This window comes from Anaerolinea thermophila UNI-1 (assembly GCF_000199675.1).
GTDB lineage: Bacteria > Chloroflexota > Anaerolineae > Anaerolineales > Anaerolineaceae > Anaerolinea > Anaerolinea thermophila.
The window spans coordinates 2,100,957-2,120,583 of record NC_014960.1; the positions used below are offsets into that span (position 1 = coordinate 2,100,957).

The window sequence follows — 19,627 nt, forward strand, 5'->3', positions numbered from 1 at the left end:
GGAAGGGAGGGTTTATGGCGAGAATACCTCTGCGCGCCTATGCCCGTGAAGTGGAAAACTTAATTGAACACGGACAAATCGAAGAAGCCATTGCGCACGCAAAAAACATCCTGAAGCAGTTTCCTAAATACATCGAAGCCTATCGTTTGCTGGCAAAAGCCTATCTGGAAAGCCAGCGTTATACCGAGGCAATGGACATTCTTCAACGGATCTTATCGGTTTTTCCGGATGATTTTATCGCCCATCTGGGCATGAGCATCATCCGAGAAGATGAGGGGAATCTGGATGCCGCTATCTGGCACATGGAAAGAGCGTATGAAGTCCAGCCGTTTAACCGAGCCGTACAGGATGAATTAAGGCGCTTGTATGGAAGACGAGATGGGGTTGAACCTCCTCGCATTCGGCTAACACGTGGAGCACTTGTCCGAATGTACGACAGAGGGAATCTCTATCCTCAAGCCATTGCTGAAATCCGCGCCGCCCTGGCTGAAGACGGTGCCCGCCTCGACCTCCTTGTCCTTCTGGCACGGATGTATTATCTTTCAGGCCAGAAAATTGAAGCGGCAGAAGTAGCATCCTCTCTGATCAGCAAATTACCCTATTGCTTTGAAGCCAATCGCATCCTTGCTGATGTCCTTCCCGAAACCAGTCGGGCTGGAGATGCTCCCCTCTTCAAACAGCGATTGTTATCTCTGGATCCCTATTTAGGATTCATCTCGCCTAACGCCCCCACCAGTGAACAGGTACCGGAACAAACCGTGATGGTTGAGCACCTGGATTGGGCACCTTCGATGATGGAGGAAGCCGCTCCAGAATGGGCAAAAACCATTGGCGTAGAATGGGAAGAAAGCGGTCAGGAAGAAGAATTACCCGACTGGCTCAATGCACTGGCTCAACCTACCGAAATTCCCGGTACGCCTTCTCCATCTCATGCACCACCCTCTCCTCCACCCCCTTCCCCCGAGGAGGTACTTCCCGATTTCCTGAAATCTGCAGGGTGGACGCCATCTCAGGGCGAAAATCTTGAAGCAGAACGGGGTACCCTGTTTGGAGAAGAATTGGGAGAAGACATCCCCGAAGTTGAGTCCGAGCCAGTGGAAGCAGAAATTCCGGACTGGTTAAAGTCTTTAGCGCCGGTTTCACCAGAAGAGCCCGGCGAGTCACCCGAACCGGTTCAGGAAGAAGAGCGATTGGATTGGCTGGAGGAAATTTTGCCTTCGCCATCATCGGTGCAAGGTATCGAGGAAGAAGAAGGACTTGCTGAAGACTGGTTCTTCCCTGCCGAAGCCACCGAGGAACCACCTGCTCATCCGGAAAGCCGTGAAGAAGTTGCGTTTGGCGCCGAACCTCTGCCGGATTGGTTAAGGGCAGAAATTCCTGCCGCCGAGAGTCTTCCTTCAGAACCCGCAGAAGAACTTCCAGAATGGCTTCGCACTGCAGAAGGAGAAAGCACCCCGGAAGTCAAAGGGGAAAAGTTTTCCGATTGGTTACAGGCGTCTTCTCTCGAAGAATCCATCAAGATGGCAGAACCAGGGATTGCTCCCGAAAGCACAGAGGCTCCACCTTCATGGATTGAAACCCCACCAAGTTTCGTAGAAGAACAAACAACACCTTATGTGGAGGAACAACAACCAGAAATTGCCGAATGGCTTCCGGAAAGTGAAGAGATTCCTTCTCCAACGGAAACCGAGCAAGTTCCCGAATCCCCGACATTGCTCGAGGAGATTCCTTCCAAATTTGAGGAAAGTTTCCAACCTCAGGAAGAATCAGTAGCCTTCCCTGAAAGCAAAACAGGGCTTTCGGAACCTCCGCCTGAGGATTTGGATGCTGCTCTGGCTTGGATGGAAGCCCTAGCCGCTCGCCAGGGAGCCCCTGAGGAAACACTGACCATCTCTTCTCCTGAACAACGCACCGAAGAAATTCCTGATTGGCTTAAGGGACAGATAGAACAGACCTCGCTTGCCGAAGAAGAGAAGGCTGTCGAGTTGCAAGAGTCTCAGATTTCCTCTGAACCTCTACCGGAATTAATTGCTGAGGAAACGGAAATGGTTATTGAGGAACCCAGCCAGCCGGAAGTGGTCCAGAAAGCCGAAATCGAAATCACAGAGCAATCCCCGGATTTGACCGACTTGGACGCCGCATTAGCATGGATGGAGGCTCTCGCCGCTCGCCAAGGTGCTGAACCGGAAACACTGACAATTACACCCCCTGAACAACGCCAGGAAACACCTCCTGAATGGATCAGAGAAGAACTTCAGGGAGTGGAGTCTGCTGTGGCTCCGGAGGTTTCGGTTTCAGAAGAATCACATCCTCCAGTCCCTCCCATTGCAGAGGAAAGCAAAGGAGTACCACCTGTCAGCGCAGAAAAATCCCTAGAGGAGATGTCTCCCGACGAAGCCTTTGCGTGGCTTGAAAGCCTGGCTGCTCGTCAGGGTGCTCAGGAAGGCACATTATTCACACCGGAAGAAGAACGCCCTGAGGTCCCACCTGTCCCGGAAGCCCCACCAGCAGAAGAGATTGTTGAGACTGAGGAAATTACTCTGCCAGCCATCGAAGAAAAAGCAGAAGAATGGGTTCCTGAAGAAACCATGTCGGGAATAATCACCGAACAACCGACATCCGCAGAGATCGGGGAAGCAACAGCAGAAGAGAGTATTTCAGGAGAGGAAGTGGAAATTCCCGAATGGCTGCGTTCATACGAAGAAGAACAAAAATCGCAACCTCCTGCTTGGGAACCTGCGACCCTGGAAATCAACCCTGAAGAAGTCCCGGATGAAGCCTTGCCTGAGTGGTTGCGTGTAACCCCAGCAGAAACCGAGCCGGAACTCACCCAAATAGAAACGTGGGAAACAAAGCCAAGCGCCTCTCTGGAGGCTTCTATCTCCTCAACAGAAAGCCCTGCAACCACCGAAATACAATATTTTGGAGAAGGAGAACCTTCTTCTGGATGGTTAGCCATCCAGGCCGGAGAGATTTCAAAAGCAGTAGATTCCTATGCGACGCTAATTGAAACGGGCAAAAATCTTGAAAAAGTTATTCAAGAACTGGAAGAAGCCCTCAAATATCACCCGGGTGAAGTAACGCTTTGGCAAATGCTTGGAGATGCCTATTTCAAGGCAGATCAGGTTGCCAAAGCGTTAGATGCCTATTCGAAGGCAGAAGAATTATTACGCTAAACTCTTTGGAGGTTTTGTGGAACAAACATTTGTATTGGTCAAACCAGATGGTGTCCAACGAGGACTGATCGGCGAAGTCATTGCAAGGTTGGAAAGGCGTGGCTTGAAACTGGTCGGTGCCAAATTTTTACACGTAAGCCGTAAACTGGCTGAAGAACATTATGCAGTACATAAAGGGAAACCCTTTTACGAGGGGTTGATTAATTACATCACCTCCGCACCGGTCATGGCGATGGTTTGGGAAGGTCCGAATGCGGTTGCAGTCGTCAGGCAAACTATGGGAGCCACTCGCCCTTACGAAGCGGCTCCAGGGACCATTCGACATGATTTTGGGCTAACCGTCAGTCGGAATCTCACCCATGCATCAGACTCGGTAGAAAATGCAATCGCTGAAATCACTTTGTGGTTTAAGCCCGAGGAACTTGTCTCGTGGGGACGGGATACCGACCGATGGATTTTTGAGAGTAACGGATAGTTACACAACAAAAAAACCGGGGCTCCCCGGTTTTTTTGTTGTGAGTTTCTTGACAGTTACAACCTCCCATGATAAACTATAGCGCGTTCGGGGGCGTGGTGTAGCGGTTAACATGCGGCCCTGTCAAGGCCGAGACCGCGGGTTCGAATCCCGTCGCTCCCGCCAGTGATTGAGACCCTTGCTGATCAGGCATGGGTTTTTTTCTTAAGTCATCTCCCTCCGCTCTTTCACTATATTACAGAATGACATCTGGTCTATAATCAAATTACCCGATTATTTTGTTTTGTGGAGTACATCGAATGAGTGAAAATTGCCCCCTCTATCTTAATCCCGATGCCCCGCTCGAAGAACGCGTGAACGATCTCATCTCCCGGATGACTCTGGAAGAAAAAATCAGTCAAATGTGTAACTCCTGTGCCGCAATTCCACGGCTGGGTATACCTGCCTATGATTACTGGTCAGAGGCTTTGCATGGCGTCGCCCGAAACGGTAAAGCCACTGTTTTTCCTCAAGCCATTGGCATGGCAGCCACCTGGGATACAGAGCTAATTGAGCGAGTGGCTGACGCCATCGCCAGTGAGGCTCGAGCAAAATTCCACGAAACCTTACGAAAATTCGGGAAAACCGATATTTACCAGGGGTTGACCATGTGGTCGCCGAACATAAACATTTTTCGCGATCCGAGATGGGGCAGAGGACAGGAAACGTGGGGAGAAGACCCATACCTTACCGGAGAGATGGGAGCAGCATTTGTAAGAGGATTGCAAGGGAAAGACCCTCATTACCTGAAAACTGCGGCGTGTGCTAAACACTACACTGTACACAGTGGACCGGAGAAAGAGCGTCATACCTTCAATGCAATTGTCACCAGGCGAGAATTGTTTGACACCTATTTACCCGCCTTCAAAAAACTGGTGACTGAAGCCAAAGTTGAAGCCGTGATGGGTGCGTACAATCGTACACTCGGTGAACCCTGTTGTGGGAGCCCTTACCTGCTTAAAGAAATCCTTAGAAATCAATGGGGATTCAAAGGGCATGTCGTTTCAGATTGTGGTGCTATCAACGATTTTCACCTTCATCATCAAGTAACAAAAGATGGCGCCGAGTCCGCCGCCCTGGGCATTAAGAACGGTTGTGACATGGCATGTATCTGCACCTATTCCTATGAAAATCTCACCGAAGCCCTGAACCGCGGCTTAATCACCGAGGAAGATATCGATCATGCCTTAAGAAACACCCTTCGTACCCGTTTCAAATTGGGATTGTTTGATCCCCAAGAGAAAGTGCCCTATGCGCATATTTCTATGAGCGTGGTGGGATGTGAAGCACATCGAAAGTTGGCTTATGAAACAGCAGTGAAGTCTGCGGTCTTGTTGAAAAATCATAATCATATTCTGCCTGTCAAACCTGATGTGAAGAGTATCCTCATTGTAGGACCCAACGCAGGAAATGTCCACGTCCTTCTAGGGAATTACTATGGACTTAGTGACTCGATGACTACGTTTATGGAAGGCTTGGTTGGCAGACTTCCTGAAGGGGTAAGGATGGAATTCATGCCTGGAAGTTTGCTGACCGACTCCAAAAAGATAAAGAATGATTGGTCTGTGGCCTCAGCAGCCTCGTTTGACCTTGTCATTGCATTTATGGGGTTATCTCCCCTGTTAGAAGGGGAAGAGGGTGAAGCCATTCTGTCGGATAACGGTGATCGTGAAGATATTGCCCTACCCAAAGCGCAACAAGAATACATCAGGGATCTTGCTGCGACCGGAGCCAAGATTGTCCTGGTTCTCACCGGCGGAAGCGCCATTGCGCTGAATGGAATTGAGGATTTGGTTGAAGCCATCCTGTGGGTTGGTTATCCCGGGCAGGAAGGAGGCAGAGCCATCGCAGACCTAATATTTGGAGACCATAGCCCCTCTGGAAAATTGCCTATTACCTTCCCGGTGTCCACTGATCAACTCCCGCCTTTCCGGGAGTATTCGATGAAAGAGCGAACCTATCGCTACATGACTTCCTCTCCCCTGTTTCCTTTTGGATTCGGGCTCAGTTATACCCAATTTGAGTACAAAAATCTCCAATTGGAACATCCTGTATTGTCGGCTGGTGAAGCCCTCAGAGGAACATTTGAGTTAGCCAATGTTGGAGAATATGAGGGAGAAGAAGTTGTTCAAGTTTATCTCAGCGATTTAGAAGCCTCCACAATTGTTCCGCTTCAGAAACTGATCTCTTTCCAGCGGGTTAGACTGAAACCCGGAGAAACTGTTCAACTCTCATTTGCCATTCAACCTGAAGCCATGATGATGATTGACGATGAAGGAAATCAAGTACTGGAGCCAGGAAAATTCAAATTAACTATTGGTGGGGCTGCACCTATCCAGCGCTCCCTGGATTTAGGTGCCCCACAACCAGTACAGGCATATTTTGAGGTAAAGGGGTAGGATTTCTCACTCTTCTTGACGATTGCGAGAAATTATTTCAAAACACATTCGACTATTGTGATAGGGGCACTTCCAAAAATCCACTAAAGGACGATGTTGTGGCTGACCTTCGCGGGAAGTGCCCCACCTCCATTCCCCGGAAGGATGACGCAGATTCTCCTTGATCCAGTTCCAGGTTTTAGTCGCAGTTTGTAAATATTTGAGGTCACCTGAAATCTGATAAGCATTGATGCACCCAACAACTGTCTCCGCCTGTAGCCACCAATCTTTCTGCCCTTCTAATTGCCCTGCAGAGTTCATTTCACCCACTAAAGCACCATCTTCATCCAGACCTTCAGCAAGGACGCAATCAACGATTTGAACCGCTTGTTCTTTTACCTGCGCAAGCAAGTCTGTATCCCCCAATACTTCGGCTGCTTTAACCAGCAACCAACTCCCTTCAATATCATGGCCAAAGGAAATCCAATCGCTTAAAGGAGTCCATTTTCGGTCAAAGAACAAACGGAAATGGTGGGTTTCCGGGTGTAATATTTTGTTCAGGAATATGTCAATGCATTCTCGCAAACGAAGAAGGAGTAACTCGTCACGCCAAACCTGCGCCAGGGGAACAAAAGCCTCCAATAAGTGAAGATGGGAATTCATGGACTTATCCGAAATCATATCGTTGGAGGAAATCCGAGCATCAGACACAGGTTTCCAATCCCGATCAAATCCTTCAAGCCACCCTCCCCCCTGCTCATCATGCGCTATTCTGTCCAGTTGTTGGAATAGAAATACTGCGTTTTTCAGGGCTTCTTCGTCACGGAAGGCCTTGGCATACTCACTCATAGCATAGATGGCATAAGCATTGGCAAAGGTCAACTTCCGGCTATCCAAAGGATATCCCCGGGAATCTACCAACCAGTAAATTCCTCCATGTTTGTTATCCCACAAATGATCTAAAAAGAAACGCCAAACATGGTATGCTGAGTCCAGATAGGCTTGTTCGGGCCATAGTTGATATGCACGGGAAAAGGTCCACACTACCCGAGCCTGCAACGTTCCACCTTTGGAAGCCAGAGGGTCAGGAATCCCCTCCTCATTGACCAATCCATAAACCCCCCCTCGGGGATCCCTGGCCGTTCCCATCCAAAATGGAAGGATACGTTCTCGAACTTCCTTCTCCATTTCATCTGCAAGAGTTCTGAGCATACGGATCTCCATGATCTATAAATCGTAAAATTTGATACAAACGGGAGAATTCACCTCAACAGAGAACCCAGCCGGCTGGATCTCCCCTGTTTCTCGATCACGATGGAAAAGGACCACATTGTCTGAGTATTGATTGGCAACCAGAATGAAACGTCCCGTTGGATCAATGCTAAAGTTTCGGGGCCAGGAACCCTGAATGGACGCATACATCACTGGCAGGAGTTTGGGCACTCTGTTACCCCATACTCTGAAAATCGCCAGGCTGTCATGTCCACGGTTGGAGACATATAGAAAGGTCTCATCCTGTGAAAGGTGGATATCAGCCACAATATTCTCCCCTGAGAAGTCAGGGGGCAGGGTTGAAACTGTCTCAACCATCTCTGCCTTTCCTTTCTCCAGGTCCCAATCCAATATGGAGACACTACTACCCAATTCATTGGCTACAAAAAGGCACCTACCATTCGATGTAAACGTAAAATGACGAGGTCCAGCACCTGGAGGTAAGGAGATTTCCCCATGAATGAGGAATTTTCCTTGTGTTCTCTCAAGACGGTAAATGAATATCCTGTCCAGGCCCAAATCGGCAGCGAGCAAATAGTTTCCCGAAGGGTCAAAGTCTATCGAATGGGCATGGGGTGTTTCCTGCCGGGCATGATTGGGGCCCAAGACTCCCTGGTGTTGTCTCCAATCCGAGATTTCGCCTAGAGAACCATCCGAAAGAACAGGATGGAGAGAGATACTGCCTCCTGTGTAGTTCGCGCACATTACCCATTCCCCCTGACGATCCACACTCACATAACATGGATGAGCACCCTGAGTAGGCTGAGAATTCAGCAAATTCAAGGCACCTGTTTGTGGATGGATGGCAAAGGCGCTCACCATGCCTTCCTCAAGTTCGTTTACTGCATACAGAACATGCTTTCGCGGGTGAAATGCAAGAAAGGATGGGTTCAGTCCGGAAGTGGAAGAGGAAAAGGTCAATTTCCCTGTGACCGGATTCATTACATACACAAAAATTCCTTCTTGGCGATGCGGTTTAGAAGGTTCAGTCTGTGTATAGGTTCCAACATAGACGAAACGAGTCATAGGACTTTTTACTCCTATATCAAGTGGAAATTCTTAACGAAAATCGAAGACCAATTGCTTACTCTTCCTTTGCAAACCCATTTCACAAACATGCAGGGGTAATTCAAATTGAATATAACATAACTTCAAATTCTAAGAATGAGAATGGCTTCACGGGAGAGCAGAGGGAATCAACGCCGTGAGAAGTGGTTCCACCCATACGTGGGTTTGAGCATTATAGACTCCAAAGCCTGCGCAGAATTCCCAGTACGCCCAGGAAAAACCACGCTTTTCTGCCGAACGCGCCACATACTCCGTCCATCTTTTCCGGGAGTCCATATCGGCTTTGGAATAGGCACCAAATTCCCCCAGAAAAATAGGACGATGATACTTTTGAGCCCACATTAAAGCCAAATCGAAGTCGGTATCAATGGCTTTCTTTTCCCATTCCTTTCCTTCCCATGGAGTACCCAGATACTTTTCACTCCCCGAAACCCATTCAGCCCCCTGATGAGTAAATTCAAAAGGTGAATAATAGTGCACAGTCACAATCAGGTTTCGATCTGTTTCGGGAAGAGTTAAATCCTGCAATGCTCCCATGTTGTTCCAGTTTCCAGGGCCTACAATGAGAGTGCGCTCCGGGTTGGTTTTACGAATAGTTCGAATGGCTTCAGCAGCCAGATCACTCCAGAAAACCGACAGAGGGCCATGAGGTTCATTCAGCAATTCAAAATACAAACTTTCAGGGTAGTCCTGATAATGCAAAGCAATTTGCTCCCAAATCGCAAGAAAGCGATCGTGATGGAGCCGAGGGTTTTCCATCAACTCATCGTAATGGTGAATATTGATGACTACACGCAAGTTATTCCTGAACGCCTGTTCAATCGCCCAATCCACCCGCTTAAAAAATACAGGATCGATGGTATATGGGAACTCAGAATCGGCATGGGCACTCCATCGGATAGGAATACGCACACTGTCAAACCCTGCTGAAGAAATCAACAAGAAAAATGTTTCGTTCAGGGTTACACCCCACTCGCCTTCACTTGGGGCTTCCAAAGCATTTCCCAGGTTAATCCCTCTACCCAAACGACGATTTTGCTCAAAGACATGCTCATCTGCACCAGAGATCACAGAGGGAACCGGCGTAGAAGTATTGCCAGGTACAGAAGGAAATGGAGGCACAGTTTTTGTAGATGATAGGCTCCCTGACAAGCGTGTTCCTGCCTTATCAGTTGTAACAGAGATATCGGCATCAGGACGAACGGCACAACCAAACAGCGTCAAAATTATCAGAACCATCCAAAGAGGGCTAAAAAAGGAGGGGATTTGCGTCTTATTCATTTTCACAGGTTTGGAAATCGGATAGAACGAATTTGCCCATCCATCAAATCTACCACCATATGGGCATATTCCTCAATCAGCGGATCATGAGTCGCCATTAACACAGTAATCCCCTCTTTAACGGCAATGAATCGGAAAAGCGCCATGATCTGCCTTCCTGTGGTGCTATCCAATTCGCCGGTTGGTTCATCTGCGATTATCAATTCAGGACGGGTAGCCAGGGCTCGTGCAATGGCAACACGTTGTTGTTGTCCGCCAGAAAGTTCCCATGGGCGGTGATGTGCCCAGGATCCCAACCCCACAATTTCCAGCGCCCGCATAGCCAGTTTACGCCTATCCGTTTGGATATTTGCTATGCGAAGCATCAACTCTACATTCTCTATTGCTGAAAATACGGGCAAAATAGCAAAGGATTGAAACACAAACCCTAAGCGCTGCCTTCTCAGTTCGGTTTTGGCTTCATCATCCAGTTGAGAAAGCCTTATTCCAAACAATTCCACTTCTCCCTGGGTAGGCGTATCCAATCCCCCAATCATGTTAAGCAGGGTGGTCTTTCCCGAGCCTGAACGCCCTTTAAGCGCTACCAAAACCCCTTTCGGGATCTCCAGCGAGATGTCCCTTAAAGCAGTTACCCGGGAAGCGCCCAACTCATAAATCCGGGTCACATGGCTTACCTTTACAATCATTTCTCGATTTTGGAGAGACTCGGGGAATTCAGCAATCATCGGTTGTTCCACAGATTCCATTCCTTTTACCTCCAACGAAGCCACTTTAATTTTTTGACACTTCCGGGCTTGCGCTGAGGGACTTTCTCGCCCGAAAAGAGAATGGCTATTTGCTCTTCAATGGTCAGATTCTTCAAGGGCTCCCCGCCCTCCCCTTCTACGGGTTTAATAATAATCCTGCCATCCTCGATTTGCATTTCCACCCTTTTGCCTATTCCCAACTCCTCTCGAATTTCTTTGGGAATCTGAAGTCTCCCAGCCGAATCAAGCATAACAAACTCTTTATAGGTCACTTGAGAGGGCAGCAAGATCTCTTGCGAACCCGATGCCCCTCCGGCCATGAGGGCTTCCAATTGCGAAACCTGACGCACGGTTTCTGTAGCTATTTTGCCATCCCGGATAGCCACCACACGATCCACCTGTTCTGCAATACGAGGGTCGTGGCTCACAATCACAATGGTAAGATCCAGTTCTTCCCTCAAGCGGCTAAAAGTTTCCATAATTGTTCTGGCAGTAGCAGAATCCACCTCGCCGGTGGGCTCATCGCCCAAAAGCAAAACAGGCCGGTTCGCTAAGGCTACCGCGATGGCAATACGTTGCTGTTCTCCACCGGAAAGTTGTATCAACTGATGATGTCTTCGATGAAACAATCCCACTGAGTTGAGCAACTCATGCGCCCACTCTCTGCGTTGCTGCTTATTGTGAACTCCCGACATTATCATGGGAAGCTCAATATTCTCTTCTGCCGTCAAATAGGGAATTAAGTTTCGCGAGGTTTGCTGCCAGACAAACCCTACTTTGGTACGCTGATATTCATTCAAGGCTTCATCGGAGAGGCTTAAAAGATCGATCTCATCTACAGTGACCTTACCCGCGGAAGGACGATCCAAACCGCCCAGGATATTCATCAATGTGGTTTTTCCCGACCCGGAAGCCCCAACGATTGCCAGCATTTCCTTACGGGGAACCACTAAATCCAAACCTTGAAGAGCCACGACTTCCAAATCGGCGATTTTGTAAATTTTGACCAGATTTTCACAAACGATTAGCGGTTCAGCAGTCATCTGATTCGGCATAATGATCCTCACTACAAGGCTTCACCCATCTTCACAGCCTGGAACATCTTCAGGTTCATCAGAGCCCAAATTGTTCCCGCCATGGTTACAGCCAGGACAAACGCAAAAGCCAGGCTAAGGCCCACGGCTTCTTTCCAGCCAATGAGAACCTGAAACGGTGGAACCGTTTGTCCTGATGAGGCGGATATTTGCAGGAATGGAATGAACAGCACGCTGCTGAGCAACCCAACAAAAGCCCCTACACCAATGGCCCCCCCCATCAGAATACCTTGCTCCAAAACCAGATGAGCCATGAGTTGTTTCAATGACATTCCAATTGCCTGTAAAATTCCCAATTGGATGAATCGTCTGCGGAGAGAGGCATACGAATACAAAACAAAACCAATGCCAGGCATCAAGCCGGTAAAGATAAACCCCACATTTAGCACCCCAAACAACCCCAGCCGCTCAGGCTGTTCAATGGCTTGCTGAATCTTTTGTATAGCATTTCCCCGCACATCGACGACTGCTCGATCACCCCCAACCAGTTGGCGAATTTTCCGGAGCAGGTCATTGGAATCAGTGCCATTCTTCAAGTTCATCCAAATATCATAACCGATGACTTCATCAGGTAATTCAAAAAGTGAATCCAGGTTTACCACCAGCGTTGGACGTTTATCAGGGAATACTGTAGGGAAATACGAATAAATCCCCACCACCATTAACTCCCTTTCGTTGCGCTGATCCAGAATGTTCACCGTGGTAAGGAGAGTATCTCCAATTTTCAACCCCAATCTGTCTGCAAGGTCTTTGGGAACAAGCACCCCCATGGGTTCCAAACCGAGGGCATTCATAAGTTCCCCCAAAGGAACTTCCGCAAAATCATTGCGGTAAAATGCTACCAGTGGGAAATCCAAACGGTCAATTCCCATGAACACACATTCCTGCTCTCCGGTACCATAGGAAAACGTACCGGGATATTTTCCCACACGAGTAACATGTTGAACCCCTGGTAACTTGAAATGTTCTTCCATAGAGGTGTAACTATCCAGACTCAAGTCGGCTTCCGACACTGTAATGGTAGATGAACCGGAGGAAGAGCTGCTAAAAGATGAACTACCTTCCGAAACAGCATATTCATGGATAACCAAATCTGCCCCTTCACGATAATAAATAGAGTCATACGTCCACTGATCCAGGGTCTTGGCAGTTGAAGCCGAAAAAATTGCCAGGCTCAGAGAAATCATGATCAGCAACAGAGCATTTGAGTAATCAGAAGGACGACGAGCAATTTGCTGGATCGCCAGATAAGCCCATACCTGAGGGATATTTTCAAATATTCGAGAAAGAAAGCGTACAAAAAACGGCAACAGCCGCACAGAAATCATACACAACGCAATGACAAAGAGTGCCGGTGCAACAAAAAGCAGCAGGTCCCGGTATTGCGGATTGGTGGATGGGTCCAGAATGGGGACAAAACGTAATTGTCTGGCAAACCCGCTTTGAGAAAGATACGCATAAATTCCCGGAAGCAAGAGAAAGAGATCCAAGTAATATCGCTGCCACAAGGGCCTTTGAGAGCCCCTCCCCTGTTCCTGCTTGAGCCTTACGATACTGATCTGGCTTGCGGAAATCCCGGGAAGAAAACGGGCTATCAGGATAACCAGAATAGCAACAAAATACCACGTGAGATTGATACCCAACACGCTGAAAGAAATCTCCGAGCGGGAGGTAAACTCCAGGAATGAAACGGTTCGCCCCATCAAATTTGCCGCAATCCATCCAAGCAAAAAAGAGGGGAGCACCGCGACACCTATGAGAATCAAACTCTCAACAAGATTGAGGCTGGCAACTCTCCACCAGGATGTCCCCCGCCCACGCAAGGTAACCATTTCCTGCTCATATTGCTGAACTGCAATGGAAGCCGTCAGACTGACAAACAAAAGCGCCAGCACTGCCATTGGAGAGCCAATGGCGTAAAATAAGGTGGTCAGGGTATTCGCTCGTTCCTGATAGGCTTCCAACGCTTTTAAGGGAGAGTAGTCGATGGTCATACCGGGGACTCGACGACGAAGTTCGGAGTCCAAACGAACCAATCCTCGAGCATAATCATCTGCAAAAGCCAGATTCAGTCGTTTTTCATCCAGAACGACATACCAGGAAGCGTTAAAGACCGGACGGGAGAAGAATTCAGCCATTCGATTTTGATACGTTTCTCCGGGAATCCAGAACGAGGTAGAGAAGGCTGTTTTGGGCAATTCGAACCAGAGAGAGTCTTGCGAATCCAGGGGGACCCAGATACCTGTGATGACCACCTCCAGCGGACCGTTACGAAAACGGTCACCTACATTCAAGAACATTTCATCTGCTGTACTCTCCAAAACAGCCACTTCCACCGGTTCCCCGCTCTTCGTACTGGGAGAGGGCCAGCGCCCATCGACAATTTTCCCCATAGATGGAACATTGTCCTGCGCGATAAAAGACATCACAATCCATGGTTGATTAGAGGGAGCCAAACTGCGAGGAGGAAAGGGATTCAACCCAATCGTGGCGGTCTGAGCACGAGCAATCACTGCTCGTACAGGAATTCCAACCACACGGGGGGTATTCTTTTCAAGCCATTGGGCTGTTTCTTCTACCTTATCGACATTCAGAGTACCAGCCCCCTGCTTATCTGTGGCGTTCATGTGCAAACTGAACAGGCTTCTTCGAGTGGTCAGAGCGATTTCTTCCAACTGAACTCTTAAAACCTCACTTGCCACGCCATGCGAAAAAATCGGAACACAAACCACCATTGCCAAAACAGCGACGATCCCCAGTAAAGCGCTAAGGCTGAGCCCGAGGTTGTGGCGCAACCGTTTGAGAACCACAACCAGCATAGCGGCGAAGGACAAAAGAATATTCTTTGCTGTCCCCAGCCATGATACGGCCATGCCGGGTAAGGCACTCCACAATTGGGTAATCGCACGGAATATCCCAATGCCCAATTTCTTGAAATCGGGACGTGCTAATAGACCAAAAAACCGCTTAAGTTTGAGGAGCATTGTCTACACGCTCCTTCCTGCTACGGTCCAACAACCTGATCACCGGGTTCCAGGTCTGCAATCACTTCAACCCGGTCAAGGGACCTTAATCCAATCTGGGAGACTTCAACCCGACGGCGCTTATCTCCTTCCTGAACGATCACAAACTTTAATCCTTTGTATTCCCGAATCGCAGCAGGTGGCAGCAATAGAGCATTGTCTTTCCTCCCCAAAACGATCTTGAGAGTTACCGAACGCCCAACGCGAATCTGGTCTTGAGGTATCTCTTTTGATACCTTAAAGTACATGAAATCCCCTGTGAAACGTGAAGCGGAGGCTCCTTCTACTTTTGTACTGATGGGGAGGAAATTGGGTAAAAACTCAACAGGGTAGCCCTGAGAGTCGGTTTCGTTGAGGAATAAAAGAACTTCGGTGTTTTCGTTCATACGGCTAGCCAGATCCTTGTCATACTGCACCCGAACTACCAAATCCTTCGGATCTCCCACAATAAACGAAGTGAAAAAGGCATCTACCGATTGTCCCGGGCGAATAATGCTACGCAGAACAATGCCATCAAATGGGGAAACGATTTGCCTCTCTGAAAGCAACTTTTCCAAACGTTCTACTGCCAGCTGACTGCGCTTGACCACCTGTTCAGCATAGGTAGTAGATTGTTCTTCCAGGATTTGGAGGCGCATCTCTGCCAGTTTCAGGTTTTGCTGAGTAATTTCCAGATTGGCCTGGGCACGCTGTTTTTCCAAGCCATAGGACTGCTCAACAGCCATCTGAGCCAGTTCCACCTGTTTTTGCAAAGTGAACACCTCCACCCTGGCTTTCTCTAAATCAAAAGCAAATTGCGCTTTTTCTCTCTCGTAATTTGCCTGAGCAACCTCCAGATCGATGCGGGCTTGTTGTAATTGATTAACCAAATCATCCACCTGAAGTTCTGCCAGGATATCCCCTTGCTTGACCAGGTCACCTTGCTTGAATGCTACCCGACTGACATACCCGGAGGCTCGAAAGAAAAGTTCCTCTTGCTTTGAGGGAACAATCTCTCCAATTAATTTGCGCTCTTCCACAATAGGACCACGTTCAACAGTAAAGATTGAACGTTCATAATTCGAGACTTGTGGTACCGGAGTTGGCGTGGGTTTTCCTGAATTTTCAATTCCAGAGCAAGCGGAAAGAACTATAGAAACTGCGATAAAGATTATTGACAGGGATTTATGGGCTTGAGACATGCCAAAACCTCTTGAAAAAAGAAAATAATAGAGTCAATCTTGCAACACCTGAAGGTATACACGTGTCACTCAATTTTACTGAAAAGAAAAGGCTATCCAGAGGTAAACTGTCAAAATGCAATTGTAATCCTAAAAGCCTATCTTGCTGGATTGGAAGGAAAATTCATCTTCTCTGTCACCCTTTGATGATGAATGCATTAGAATAAATAAAAAGTCCCTCTGATTGATTCTCTGGGGAAAAAACCTCCCAGAATAATCTTGCTTTTTCCAAGGTTCAATCCCGTTTTTACCTGGAGTCACTATGCGCGCCATGCAAATTACCCGTATCACGTCGGTTCTGGATGATCCAGAACCTCTGCAATTCACCACCAATAAACCCATTCCAGCATGTCAAAAGGACGAAGTGTTGATTCGGGTTTCGGCTTGCGGAGTTTGTCACACAGAAATCGATGAAATTGAAGGCAGAACACCCCCCAGCCATTTTCCCATGACTCCCGGTCATCAAGTCGTAGGGCAGGTTGTAGAAGTTGGAGACGCAAGAAATGCTCATCTCCTCGGAAAGCGAGTCGGAGTGGCTTGGATTTATTCTTCCTGTGGATCCTGCGAATTTTGCTTGAGCGGGAGGGAAAATCTTTGCCCGGAATTCCGCGCCACCGGAAGAGACGCAAATGGGGGCTATGCCGAATACATGAACGTACTGGCAGACTATGTTCATCCAATCCCGGATCATCTTGATGATGTCTCGGCGGCTCCCTTATTATGTGCCGGCGCCGTGGGCTATCGCTCTCTCTGGCTGAGCGGAATCGCCAATCACCAGAATCTGGGATTGGTGGGGTTTGGTGCATCCGGTCACCTTGTACTCAAACTGGTTCGATTTCTCTACCCCCATACACAAGTTTTTGTATTCAGCCGAACGCCGGCTGAGCAAGACTTTGCCCGGGAATTAGGCGCAACCTGGGCAGGTGGAATAGAAGATGCTCCTACCGAACGACTTCATGCTGCCATCGACACCACGCCTGTGTGGACACCTCCAGTTCAAACTCTCAGGCATCTTCTACCTGGCGGCAGACTGGTAATGAATGCAATCCGAAAAGAGAATTCTGACCTCTCTATCTGGTCCTCTGTTCAATACGAGCGCGATCTCTGGATGGAGAAAGAGATAAAGAGCGTTGCCAACGTCACCCGTAATGATGTACGGGAATTCCTTAAACTTGCCAGCCAAATTCCCATTCTTCCCGAAGTGGAAATCTATTCTCTGGAAGAAGCCAACATGGCATTGAAAGCACTTAAACAACGTAAAATTCGAGGAGCAAAGGTTTTGAAAATTTAAAAAATCTACTTGATGGACTGCAAGATGACATTATCCTAACACTTAACAAAAAAGGAAAAGTTATGAAACAAGACCTGGTTATTTTATTCACTCACTACGGAATGGGAGATGGGCCCCAAGACCTTCAACAAACCCTGATAAGGAAATTCCTGACCCTGTGGTTTGAGTCCGGACAGATCCCTGCAAAGATGATTTTTTATACCGACGGTGTTAAGTTGGCTTGTCAGGGTTCTCCAGTACTGGACCAATTAAAAGCATTTGAAGCCCAAGGGACAGAAATTGTCCTTTGCCAGACCTGTCTGGACAGATATGGATTAATCGATCAGGTTTCTGTGGGTATTGTAGGCGGTATGGGTGATATCATCGAAGCCCTTCAAAAAGCACCAAAAGTCATCACGATTTAGGCAAAAACAACCCCTGCGCCAGGAAACGCAGGGGTTGTTTTTTTTTACAGTCCAGGCAGTCGTTTGAAGGCAGGCACTTCCATGATATGGTCCACCAGACCATATTCCATAGCCTGATGAGCATCCATATATCGGTCCCGTTCTGTATCCCTCTGAATCGTCTCCACAGTTTGTCCTGTATGCGCCGCGAGAATTTGATTGAGACGAGCCTTAAGCCTTAAGATTTCTTTGGCTTGGATTTCAATTTCTGTGGCTTGTCCCTGAGCACCTCCCAGAGGTTGATGCATGTGGATAGTAGCATTGGGCAAAGCATAGCGCATCCCTTTTGTCCCTGCAGCCAGTAAAACGGTTCCAAAGGAAGCCGTGACGCCCACCGCCAAGGTACTGATTGGATTGGGGATAATCTGCATCGCATCGTAAATAGCCAACCCGGCATACACCTGTCCCCCTGGCGAGTTAATGTACATCTGAATCGGCGCTTCGCGGTCCTCGTTGCTGAGAAACAGCAACTGCGCCACAATGTTGTTGGCTACTTTGTCATCAATCGCCGTACCCAGGTAAATAATCCGATTTCTCAACAAAAGGGCATTCAGGTCCGAGATTCCGCTGGTAACAGCGGGTGAAAACTCAGAAGCAATTCCGTTGGTGATTCTCATTGTCACTCCTTTACAGTCAGCCCCCTGCCTAACTTCATAAATCAAGATAAAATACAGTTTGATTATATTGCCGCCAGTTTCTCTGTCAAGATAAAGGTCTAGAGTTCATATCAATTTCTAATATACCCGTTAGAAAGGCAGTAGATGGGAACAGAATTTTCCGAGCGTTATCGCCCTCAATTTCACTTTACCGCCAGGAAAGGATGGCTGAATGACCCCAATGGATTGGTTTACTACGGAGGATTGTATCATCTCTTTTTTCAGCACAATCCATATGGGAACGAATGGGGAAACATGACCTGGGGGCATGCTATCAGTACAGACCTGATTCACTGGAAACAGATGGAACGTGCGCTTCTTCCCGATGAATTGGGAACCATGTTTTCAGGTTCGGCTGTGGTTGACTGGAATAATACAGCCGGATTCCAAACCGGTGAGTCCCCTGCCATTGTGTTGATTTACACCGCCGCCGGTGGAACTTCACCGGAATCGGAGGGGAAACCCTTCACCCAATGCCTGGCTTACAGCAACGATGGTGGGAAAACTTTTACCAAGTACAAGGACAATCCAGTTCTTCCAGAAATGGCTCCAGAAAACCGTGACCCCAAAGTGATCTGGTATGAACCGGATAAAAAATGGATTATGGCCTTATATCTCCAGGAAAACGATTTTGCTCTTCTTGCATCTCCCAACTTAAAAGAGTGGAGCCATTTACAAACTCTTACCTTACCGGGGTGCATCGAATGTCCGGATTTTTTTGAAATTCCCCTGGAAAATCAACCAGAAATTTCCCGTTGGGTATTTATGGCAGCAAATGGGAATTACCTGCTTGGAAAGTTTGACGGCAACCATTTTGAAGCCGAAACTCCTCTGCTCATAAGCGATTTTGGGAAGAACTATTACGCCACTCAAACCTTCAGCGACCTTCCGGATCAACGACGCATCCAAATTGCCTGGATGCGTGGAGGAATTTATCCGGACATGCCTTTCAATCAGCAAATGAGTTTTCCCTGCGAATTGAAGTTAAGAGAAACTCCTGAAGGATTGCGCCTCACCAGACATCCGGTTCAAGAGATAGAGACCCTTTGGGAACAATCCATCGAGAAAGAACCAATCTTCCTGGATCAAGATGAGCACGTTTTTCCCATTTCTCCTGCGGAATTACTCGATCTTGAAATGCAACTGGAGTCAGGGAATTCCCAAGAGATTACCATTATCGTTAATGCAATAGCCATACGCTGGAATGTCCAGGAGCATTGCCTAGAGGTACTGGATTGCTCTGCCCCACTGCCTGCTGAAATACAAACCCTGGATATAAGGATTCTGATAGATCGAACAAGCCTGGAAATTTTTGCTCTGGAAGGAACTCGTAACTTTTCCTGTTGTACTCTGGAGTGCCAGGCCCAACCTTTCATCTTGTTTAAGACAGCAGGTAAAGGCGCTGTCCTCTCAAGGTTAAAGTTTCGCAAATTAAGTTCTATATATGGCCTGCAAAAGGAGTGAA

General features: G+C 48.0%; 14 protein-coding genes and 1 tRNA gene. 7 read left to right on the top strand and 8 right to left on the bottom strand.

Annotated features, from left to right (window positions below; genetic code table 11):
• Nucleotides 1-14: 14 nt before the first annotated feature.
• The 4 genes from ANT_RS09375 (at nt 15) to ANT_RS09390 (ending at nt 6,089) form a co-directional block, all read left to right on the top strand.
• Complete coding sequence (locus ANT_RS09375; protein ID WP_013560273.1) at nt 15-3,176, top strand: tetratricopeptide repeat protein; 3,162 nt, start codon at nt 15-17, stop codon at nt 3,174-3,176.
• A gap of 16 nt (nt 3,177-3,192) precedes the next feature.
• Nucleotides 3,193-3,651, top strand: coding sequence for a nucleoside-diphosphate kinase (ndk, locus tag ANT_RS09380; RefSeq protein ID WP_013560274.1), 459 nt, complete (start codon nt 3,193-3,195; stop codon nt 3,649-3,651).
• Nucleotides 3,652-3,740: 89 nt separating this feature from the next.
• Nucleotides 3,741-3,816, top strand: a tRNA-Asp gene (locus tag ANT_RS09385).
• Between the two features lie 134 nt (nt 3,817-3,950).
• Nucleotides 3,951-6,089 (top strand): glycoside hydrolase family 3 N-terminal domain-containing protein, encoded by a 2,139-nt coding sequence (locus tag ANT_RS09390; protein ID WP_013560275.1) that lies wholly within the window; start codon nt 3,951-3,953, stop codon nt 6,087-6,089.
• A gap of 6 nt (nt 6,090-6,095) precedes the next feature.
• Here ANT_RS09390 and ANT_RS09395 read toward each other — a convergent pair whose 3' ends face one another.
• From ANT_RS09395 to ANT_RS09425, 7 genes are all read right to left on the bottom strand, one after another.
• Nucleotides 6,096-7,280 carry an AGE family epimerase/isomerase gene (locus ANT_RS09395; RefSeq protein WP_049784872.1) on the bottom strand — a complete coding sequence of 395 codons (1,185 nt, stop codon included), beginning with the start codon at nt 7,278-7,280 and terminating at the stop codon, nt 6,096-6,098.
• Nucleotides 7,281-7,295: 15 nt separating this feature from the next.
• Nucleotides 7,296-8,366, bottom strand: coding sequence for a lactonase family protein (locus ANT_RS16825; protein ID WP_013560277.1), 1,071 nt, complete (start codon nt 8,364-8,366; stop codon nt 7,296-7,298).
• A 150-nt stretch (nt 8,367-8,516) separates the two neighbouring features.
• The gene (locus ANT_RS09405) at nt 8,517-9,479 is read right to left on the bottom strand and encodes a glycoside hydrolase family 5 protein (RefSeq protein WP_197534055.1); all 963 of its coding nucleotides are present in this window, start codon (nt 9,477-9,479) and stop codon (nt 8,517-8,519) included.
• Between the two features lie 212 nt (nt 9,480-9,691).
• Nucleotides 9,692-10,435: an ABC transporter ATP-binding protein gene (locus ANT_RS09410; protein WP_013560279.1), complete on the bottom strand. Its 744-nt coding sequence runs from the start codon at nt 10,433-10,435 to the stop codon at nt 9,692-9,694.
• A gap of 5 nt (nt 10,436-10,440) precedes the next feature.
• A complete protein-coding gene (locus ANT_RS09415; protein WP_013560280.1) occupies nt 10,441-11,490 on the bottom strand; it encodes an ATP-binding cassette domain-containing protein in 1,050 nt (349 codons plus the stop codon).
• An 11-nt stretch (nt 11,491-11,501) separates the two neighbouring features.
• Nucleotides 11,502-14,513 carry an ABC transporter permease gene (locus tag ANT_RS09420; RefSeq protein ID WP_013560281.1) on the bottom strand — a complete coding sequence of 1,004 codons (3,012 nt, stop codon included), beginning with the start codon at nt 14,511-14,513 and terminating at the stop codon, nt 11,502-11,504.
• Nucleotides 14,514-14,533: 20 nt separating this feature from the next.
• A complete protein-coding gene (locus tag ANT_RS09425) occupies nt 14,534-15,733 on the bottom strand; it encodes an efflux RND transporter periplasmic adaptor subunit (protein WP_013560282.1) in 1,200 nt (399 codons plus the stop codon).
• A gap of 301 nt (nt 15,734-16,034) precedes the next feature.
• Between ANT_RS09425 and ANT_RS09430 the strand changes: the two genes are divergently transcribed.
• Entirely contained in the window at nt 16,035-17,063 is a 1,029-nt protein-coding gene (locus ANT_RS09430) for an alcohol dehydrogenase catalytic domain-containing protein (RefSeq protein ID WP_013560284.1), read from the top strand.
• Nucleotides 17,064-17,125: 62 nt separating this feature from the next.
• Nucleotides 17,126-17,467 (top strand): DsrE family protein, encoded by a 342-nt coding sequence (locus ANT_RS09435; protein ID WP_013560285.1) that lies wholly within the window; start codon nt 17,126-17,128, stop codon nt 17,465-17,467.
• Nucleotides 17,468-17,511: 44 nt separating this feature from the next.
• Here the strand turns inward: ANT_RS09435 and ANT_RS09440 are convergent, their stop codons facing one another.
• Complete coding sequence (locus tag ANT_RS09440) at nt 17,512-18,123, bottom strand: ClpP family protease (RefSeq protein ID WP_049784876.1); 612 nt, start codon at nt 18,121-18,123, stop codon at nt 17,512-17,514.
• A gap of 144 nt (nt 18,124-18,267) precedes the next feature.
• Between ANT_RS09440 and ANT_RS09445 the strand changes: the two genes are divergently transcribed.
• Nucleotides 18,268-19,626, top strand: coding sequence for a glycoside hydrolase family 32 protein (locus ANT_RS09445; protein WP_013560287.1), 1,359 nt, complete (start codon nt 18,268-18,270; stop codon nt 19,624-19,626).
• Nucleotide 19,627: the final 1 nt, after the last annotated feature.

Excerpts from the sequence above, each read along its gene's own strand:
- ANT_RS09375 (WP_013560273.1), top strand. The coding sequence starts at position 15 with ATGGCGAGAATACCTCTGCGCGCCTATGCCCGTGAAGTGGAAAACTTA.
- ANT_RS09390 (WP_013560275.1), top strand. The coding sequence starts at position 3,951 with ATGAGTGAAAATTGCCCCCTCTATCTTAATCCCGATGCCCCGCTCGAA.
- ANT_RS09395 (WP_049784872.1), bottom strand. The coding sequence starts at position 7,280 with ATGCTCAGAACTCTTGCAGATGAAATGGAGAAGGAAGTTCGAGAACGT.
- ANT_RS16825 (WP_013560277.1), bottom strand. The coding sequence starts at position 8,366 with ATGACTCGTTTCGTCTATGTTGGAACCTATACACAGACTGAACCTTCT.
- ANT_RS09410 (WP_013560279.1), bottom strand. The coding sequence starts at position 10,435 with ATGGAATCTGTGGAACAACCGATGATTGCTGAATTCCCCGAGTCTCTC.
- ANT_RS09415 (WP_013560280.1), bottom strand. The coding sequence starts at position 11,490 with ATGCCGAATCAGATGACTGCTGAACCGCTAATCGTTTGTGAAAATCTG.
- ANT_RS09420 (WP_013560281.1), bottom strand. The coding sequence starts at position 14,513 with ATGCTCCTCAAACTTAAGCGGTTTTTTGGTCTATTAGCACGTCCCGAT.
- ANT_RS09425 (WP_013560282.1), bottom strand. The coding sequence starts at position 15,733 with ATGTCTCAAGCCCATAAATCCCTGTCAATAATCTTTATCGCAGTTTCT.
- ANT_RS09430 (WP_013560284.1), top strand. The coding sequence starts at position 16,035 with ATGCGCGCCATGCAAATTACCCGTATCACGTCGGTTCTGGATGATCCA.
- ANT_RS09435 (WP_013560285.1), top strand. The coding sequence starts at position 17,126 with ATGAAACAAGACCTGGTTATTTTATTCACTCACTACGGAATGGGAGAT.
- ANT_RS09440 (WP_049784876.1), bottom strand. The coding sequence starts at position 18,123 with ATGAGAATCACCAACGGAATTGCTTCTGAGTTTTCACCCGCTGTTACC.
- ANT_RS09445 (WP_013560287.1), top strand. The coding sequence starts at position 18,268 with ATGGGAACAGAATTTTCCGAGCGTTATCGCCCTCAATTTCACTTTACC.